We start from the raw sequence: 6,218 nt of genomic DNA, 5'->3' as shown, positions 1-6,218 counted from the left end.
TGGTCGCCACGAGCTCGTCGGAGCCGCGGGCGGTCGGCCCGGCCAGCACCGGAAGCACCACCTCAGCCGGGGTGCCTGCGGTGAGCGGGCTCAAAGTCCACCAGGGCAGTTCGTGCTCGTCCGCGCTCGCGTGCACCTCGGGCAGCGCCCGATAGCCGGAGGCAGCCAGGTCCAGACCGTGCGCGCCGAGCGGCGCGGCGGCGCCGAAGGAGGCCGCGGTCCAGGATGCCTCCAGGAACTCCTCGCCGGTGCGCACCAGATCGGCGGCGCGGGTGCGGATCTTCTCCGGATCGCACAGCAGCAGATGGGTGCCCTCGGGCAGCACCTCGGTGAGCAGCCGCAGCTCGCCCGGCTTCAGCACAGGGAGCAGCGCCTCCATGCCGTCCACCGGGACGCCGTTGGACAGCTTCTCCAGCATCTCGACCAAAGCGGCGTCGGCCGCGTTGGCGACGGCGGCCGCTGCGGCGCGCTCGCGCACGTCGGCGGTGAGCAGCAGCTCGCGACAGGGCGGCGCGACGACGACATCGACCGAGACTTCGGTCAGCGAGCGCTGGTCGGCGACGGCGAACGGGCGCAGCTCGGTGACCTCGTCGCCCCAGAACTCCACCCGCACCGGATGATCGGCGGTCGGCGGGAACAGGTCGAGGATGCCGCCGCGGACTGCGAACTCGCCGCGCTTGCCGACCATGTCGACCCGGCTGTAGGCGAATTCGACCAGGCGCGTGAGTAGTTCGTCGAAGTCCAGTTCGGCGCCGACGCGCAGCACGATCGGCTCGATGTCGCCGAGGCTGCCCGCCATCGGCTGCATGAGCGACCGCACGGTGGTCACCACAACGCGCAACGGCGCGGGGAAGGCCGGGTCTTCGGGGTGGGCCAGCCTGCGCAGCACTTCGAGCCTGCGCCCGACGGTGTCGGCGCCGGGCGACAACCGTTCGTGCGGCAGGGTCTCCCAGGACGGGAACTGCGCGACCGCCGGGCCGAGCATCTCCTCCAGCTCGATCGTCAGATCATCGGCCTCGCGCCCGGTCGCGGTGACGACGACCAGCGGCCGCTTCGCCTCGATCGTCGCGGCCACGAACGCACGCACACCGGACGGTCCGACCAGCTCGACCGAGGACTTGCCGACCAGCTCGGCGACGGTCCGCATCGCGGCGTCGGCACCGGCGACGGCCGCGAGTCCCGCCAGCGGTGGGCGATGGGTCGGCATCACAACTCCTGAGCTCGAGCCGGGTATTTCCAGCAGCGAGCCGAGTCTAGTCAAGCCCGCCGACACATCGAGCTCGGGCCGTTAGGGCACGTACCTGCGCAGGCGACGGGCCGCGAACTCGCGGAAGTAGGCGAGCTTCTCGGCGGGGACGATCGACGGGAGCAGGAAGTACCAGACGCGTTCCATCCTGGTCGCCATCTGGTCGATCGACTCGGTGCCGACGGCGATGATGTGCACGCCCGCGGTCATCTCCTGTAGCAGCATGCCGATCACCTCGGCGTCGAGCTCCGGCTGCAAATCGCCTTGGGCGATGGCTCTTTCGGAGAGTACGCGGTAGGTGTCGCCCCACGTCTTGGCGATGTTGTCGCCCTGCGCGCCGCGATAGTCACCGATCTGATGGGTCAGCTTGAGCATCGCGCCGACCATCGGATCGTTCATCGATAGGTCGGCCACGACGTAGGTGATGCCGATGCACGCCTCGAGTGCGGGCACCCGGGGATCGAAGAAGCCCTGACACGAGCTGACCAGCCGCTCGTTGCCCTGGTCGACCACCGCGCGCGCCAGCTCTTCCTTCGAGCCGAAGTGAAAGTACAAGGCGCCCTTGGTCACATTGGACTGCGCGATGATCTCGCTCAGACTCGCGTTCGCGTAACCCAAGCGCAGAAAGACATCGGCAGCGCCCGCAAGAACGGAGTCGCGGGTGATCTCCGCGCGCGCTTGCCTAGCCATCAGATCCGCCTGTCATCCTAAAAACCAGCCATCCTGAAGTAGACCGACATCACGAAGTAGACCGACTTACCGCCCGAACAGCACCCAAAGGATGGGTGAACCGTACCACCAGGCGGGCCCTCGGCAGTCAATTCGAGCATTCGACTGGACCCGCTTCGCAATTCGCTGGTTAACAACCCGAGTCACTCCTCGATACCGGCGCGCCACTCCGAGCTGAGGTGCGGGTCGGCCTCCAGATGGCTCAGCCCGTTCCAGCACAGATTCACCAAATGCACGGCGACAACCTCTTTCGACGGCTTGCGCTCGTCCAGCCACCAGGTCGCGGCGGTGGCGACCTGCCCGACCAACGCCTGGGCATAGAGGGTGGCCAAGCTGGTGTCGAATCCGCGGCGATCGAAATCCCCGGCGAGGATGTGCGCCACCTGATTCACGGCCTCGTTGAGCAGGCTGGAGTAGCGGCCCTCGGCATTGCCGGTCGGCTGATCGCGCACCAGGATGCGGAAGCCGTCGGTGCGTTCCTCGATGTAGGTGAGCAGCGCGAGCGCGACCTGCTCGAGCCGGACCCGGGACCGATTCTGGGTGAGCGAAGAGACGATCATGTCGAGCAACATCGACATCTCGCGGTCGACGACGACCGCGTACAGACCCTCTTTGCCACCGAAATGCTCGTACACCACAGGTTTGGAGACCTGGGCCCGCTGCGCGATCTCCTCGATCGAGGTGGCGTCGTATCCCCGCTCCGCGAACAGTGCGCGACCGATCTCGATCAACTGCTGACGCCGCTGGGTACCCGTCATCCGCGGACGCGACACCTTGGGCGGTTCACTGGTAGACATCGCTCCCGCCTCCCTTCGCCAAAGACCGTCCGGTGCCTTAACTGTTCCAGACAGCACCGCAGATTGCGCCGTCAACCCCGGGCGCGCCCCGGATCAACTGCCGCCGCGACCCGGTCGACGCTCCAACTACCGGCAAGAATCGCGGAGAGGCGCGGGTGTATGCGAGGATCTTTCCCGTGCCGTGGCACAGCGGCGGGTGTTCCCGATCCGCCGATGTGACAATCCGCCGTGGTGTAATGGCAGCACCTCTGATTTTGGTTCAGATAGTTCAGGTTCGAGTCCTGGCGGCGGAGCTCGGCAGCACGATGACTATCGTTGGCCCGCACATCGGCGCCCAGCACAGCAGACCCCCGCACGATGAGCAGAGCCAAGCACGATGACAGGCAGCCGAGGGAGATCCATGCCACAGCAGACCGCCGTCGTCGTTCTCGCAGCCGGTGCCGGGACGCGAATGCGGTCGAAGACCCCCAAGGTGCTGCATTCGCTGGCCGGTCGGAGCATGCTCGCGCACGCGCTGCATGCGGCGAACGAGATCGACCCCGCATACCTGATCACCGTGGTCGGTCACGACCGCGAGCAGGTCGGCGCCGCCGTCAACGCGGTGGCCACCGACCTGGGCCGGGAGATCACCCCCGCCATTCAGGAGGAACAGCTCGGCACCGGACATGCCGTGCAGTGCGCATTGGCCGCGCTGCCCGTCGGCTTCACCGGCGACCTGCTCGTCACCTCCGCCGATGTACCGCTGCTGGACGGGCACACGCTGTCCGCGCTGCTCGACGAGCACCGCAGCTATACCGAACGCTCCGCGGTGACGGTGCTGACCTTCGTGCCGGACGACCCGAACGGCTACGGCCGCATCGTCCGGGACGCGCACGGCCGGGTGGCCGAGATCGTCGAGCACGCCGACGCCACCCCCGAACAGGCCGGGATCACCGAGGTCAACTCGGGTGTCTACGCGTTCGACGTGAACGTGCTGCGCACCATGATCAGCCGGTTGTCCACCGCGAACGCCCAGCACGAGCTGTACCTGACCGACGTGCTGCGGCTGGCCCGCGAGGCCGGGCATCCGGTGCACGGCGCCCGCCTGGTCGACGCGGCCAAGGTCACCGGCGTGAACGACCGGGTCCAGCTGGCCAACGCGACGAGCACCCTCAACCGCTACATCTTGGAACGGCACATGCGGGCCGGCGTCACCATCATCGACCCGGCCTCCACCTGGGTGGACGCGAGCGTGCGCATCAGCAGGGACGCGATACTGCGCCCCGGCGTGCAACTGCTCGGCGACACCGTGATCGGCGAGGACGCCGAGATCGGGCCGGACAGCACGCTGAACGATGTGGTGGTCGGCGACGGCGCCCGGGTCATTCGCACGCACGGCGAGGGCGCGATGATCGGCCCCGGCGCGACCATCGGCCCGTTCAGTTACCTACGTCCGGGCACGGTGGTCGGCAACTCCGGCAAGCTGGGCGCGTTCGTGGAGACCAAGAACGCCTCGATCGGCGCGCACTCCAAGGTGCCGCACCTGACCTACGTCGGTGACGCGACCATCGGCGAGCACAGCAACATCGGCGCTTCGAGTGTTTTCGTCAACTACGACGGAGTGACCAAGCATCACACCACTGTCGGATCGCATGTGCGAACGGGAAGCGACACGATGTTTGTCGCACCGGTAACGGTGGGTGACGGAGCGTATACGGCGGCGGGTACTGTACTGCGCAGAAGCGTTCCGCCCGGCGCACTCGCGATTTCCGGCGGACCGCAGAAGAACATCGAGGGCTGGGTGCAGCGGCACCGTCCTGGAACGGCCGCGGCGCGCGCGGCGGCAGAAGCCAACGCCGCCAAAGACAACTCCGGTCAGGCAATCGAGCAAAAGGATGGCAAACAGCAGTGACCGCGTCATGGATCGACAACCAGAAGAACCTCATGCTCTTCTCGGGACGCGCTCATCCTGAGCTGGCCGAGCAGGTCGCCAAGGAACTCGACGTCCACGTCACGCCGCAGACGGCACGCGACTTCGCCAACGGCGAGATCTTCGTCCGGTTCGAGGAGTCGGTCCGCGGCTCCGACGCGTTCGTGCTGCAGAGCTTCCCCGCGCCGCTGAACCAGTGGTTGATGGAGCAGCTCATCATGATCGACGCGCTCAAGCGCGGTTCGGCCAAGCGGATCACCGCCGTGCTGCCGTTCTACCCCTACGCCCGCCAGGACAAGAAGCACCGTGGCCGCGAACCGATCTCGGCTCGCCTGGTCGCCGACCTGCTGAAGACCGCGGGCGCGGACCGCATCATCACCGTCGACCTGCACACCGACCAGATCCAGGGCTTCTTCGACGGCCCCGTCGATCACATGCACGCGCAGCTGCAGCTCGCCGAGTACATCCGGACGAACTACACCCTCGATCACATCACCGTGGTCTCCCCCGACTCCGGCCGCGTGCGCGTCGCCGAGAAGTGGGCCGACTCGCTCGGTGGCTCGCCGCTGGCGTTCATCCACAAGACCCGTGACCCGCTGGTGCCCAACCAGATCAAGGCGAACCGCGTGGTCGGTGACGTCGAGGGCCGCACCTGCATCCTGATCGACGACATGATCGACACCGGTGGCACCATCGCCGGCGCGGTCAAGGTGCTCAAGGACGCGGGCGCCGGTGACGTGGTCATCGCCGCCACGCACGGCGTGCTGAGCGACCCGGCCGCCGAACGGCTCGCCGCCTGCGGTGCCAAGGAAGTTGTGGTCACCAACACGCTGCCGATCACCGAAGAGAAGAAGTTCCCGCAGCTGACGGTGCTGTCCATCGCCCCGCTGCTGGCCCGCACCATCCGCGAGGTCTTCGAGAACGGCTCGGTCACCGGCCTTTTCAACGGCAACGCATAGGTACGCTCGCCCGCCTCTCCGCGTATTCAGGCCAGACCTAGGCGCCACAGCAGTCGCGTTGGCGACCGGCGGTGAGGTCACGGGTGCGCTAGCCCGTACCCGGTGAGTTACCCATGTGCTCACGAAATCAGAGATTGCGTAGGAAGGTCGCCATGGCTTAGGCCCGGCGACCTTTCTTTTGCGCCGGTTCCGGTTGCGGTGGCTTTGCACGGGGATACTGAGGGTATGGACCGTGAACCGTTGGACACAGATATGGGAGACGACGACCAGGCCGACGAGATCCGCGCCTACCAGCGCAATGTCGAGGATCCGCCGGATGACCTGCGGATTCGCTATCACGAGAACGAGGACGACGGCAGGCTCGGCATCGCCGACGAGCTGGCGCAGGAGTCGACCCCGCGCGAACAGCGCGCCGAGAAGGCGCAGGACGACGAGCGGCCCGCCGAGGTGATCGCCATGGAGATCGTCGACGATTCCGATTTCTGACATCCGGCCCACGGCCGGCTGCGCCACCTGGCGCAATCGGCTATGACAGCTCGGTCGCCGTGGTACGCATGACGGACATGCCGGACGCATTC

At 67.1% G+C, this 6,218-nt stretch carries 5 protein-coding genes, 1 tRNA gene and 1 pseudogene; 4 read left to right on the top strand and 3 right to left on the bottom strand.

Annotation, left to right across the window (positions count from 1 at the left end; all coding sequences use genetic code 11):
- The 3 genes and pseudogenes from NN4_RS18985 to NN4_RS18975 all read right to left on the bottom strand — a co-directional run.
- Positions 1-1,207: pseudogene (locus NN4_RS18985) on the bottom strand (transcription-repair coupling factor); the annotation flags it as partial.
- Positions 1,208-1,288: 81 nt separating this feature from the next.
- Positions 1,289-1,936, bottom strand: a complete 648-nt coding sequence (locus tag NN4_RS18980) for a TetR family transcriptional regulator (RefSeq protein ID WP_014988187.1) — start codon at positions 1,934-1,936, stop codon at positions 1,289-1,291.
- A gap of 182 nt (positions 1,937-2,118) precedes the next feature.
- Positions 2,119-2,772: a TetR/AcrR family transcriptional regulator gene (locus tag NN4_RS18975; RefSeq protein WP_135233382.1), complete on the bottom strand. Its 654-nt coding sequence runs from the start codon at positions 2,770-2,772 to the stop codon at positions 2,119-2,121.
- Positions 2,773-2,994: 222 nt separating this feature from the next.
- Between NN4_RS18975 and NN4_RS18970 the strand changes: the two genes are divergently transcribed.
- From NN4_RS18970 to NN4_RS18955, 4 genes are all read left to right on the top strand, one after another.
- A tRNA-Gln gene (locus NN4_RS18970) sits at positions 2,995-3,065 on the top strand.
- 107 nt (positions 3,066-3,172) lie between these two features.
- Positions 3,173-4,663 carry a bifunctional UDP-N-acetylglucosamine diphosphorylase/glucosamine-1-phosphate N-acetyltransferase GlmU gene (gene glmU, locus NN4_RS18965; protein ID WP_147132876.1) on the top strand — a complete coding sequence of 497 codons (1,491 nt, stop codon included), beginning with the start codon at positions 3,173-3,175 and terminating at the stop codon, positions 4,661-4,663.
- Complete coding sequence (locus NN4_RS18960; protein ID WP_107659278.1) at positions 4,660-5,640, top strand: ribose-phosphate diphosphokinase; 981 nt, start codon at positions 4,660-4,662, stop codon at positions 5,638-5,640. Before glmU ends, NN4_RS18960 begins: the two co-directional genes overlap by 4 nt.
- Before the next feature lie 225 nt (positions 5,641-5,865).
- Positions 5,866-6,126 (top strand): hypothetical protein, encoded by a 261-nt coding sequence (locus tag NN4_RS18955; protein WP_147132873.1) that lies wholly within the window; start codon positions 5,866-5,868, stop codon positions 6,124-6,126.
- Positions 6,127-6,218: the final 92 nt, after the last annotated feature.

The sequence above is a fragment of the Nocardia ninae NBRC 108245 genome, assembly GCF_007990755.1.
Taxonomy (GTDB): Bacteria; Actinomycetota; Actinomycetes; order Mycobacteriales; family Mycobacteriaceae; genus Nocardia; species Nocardia ninae.
Note: the sequence above shows the minus strand (reverse complement) of the source record. Positions and strands in the feature narration are given on the sequence as shown.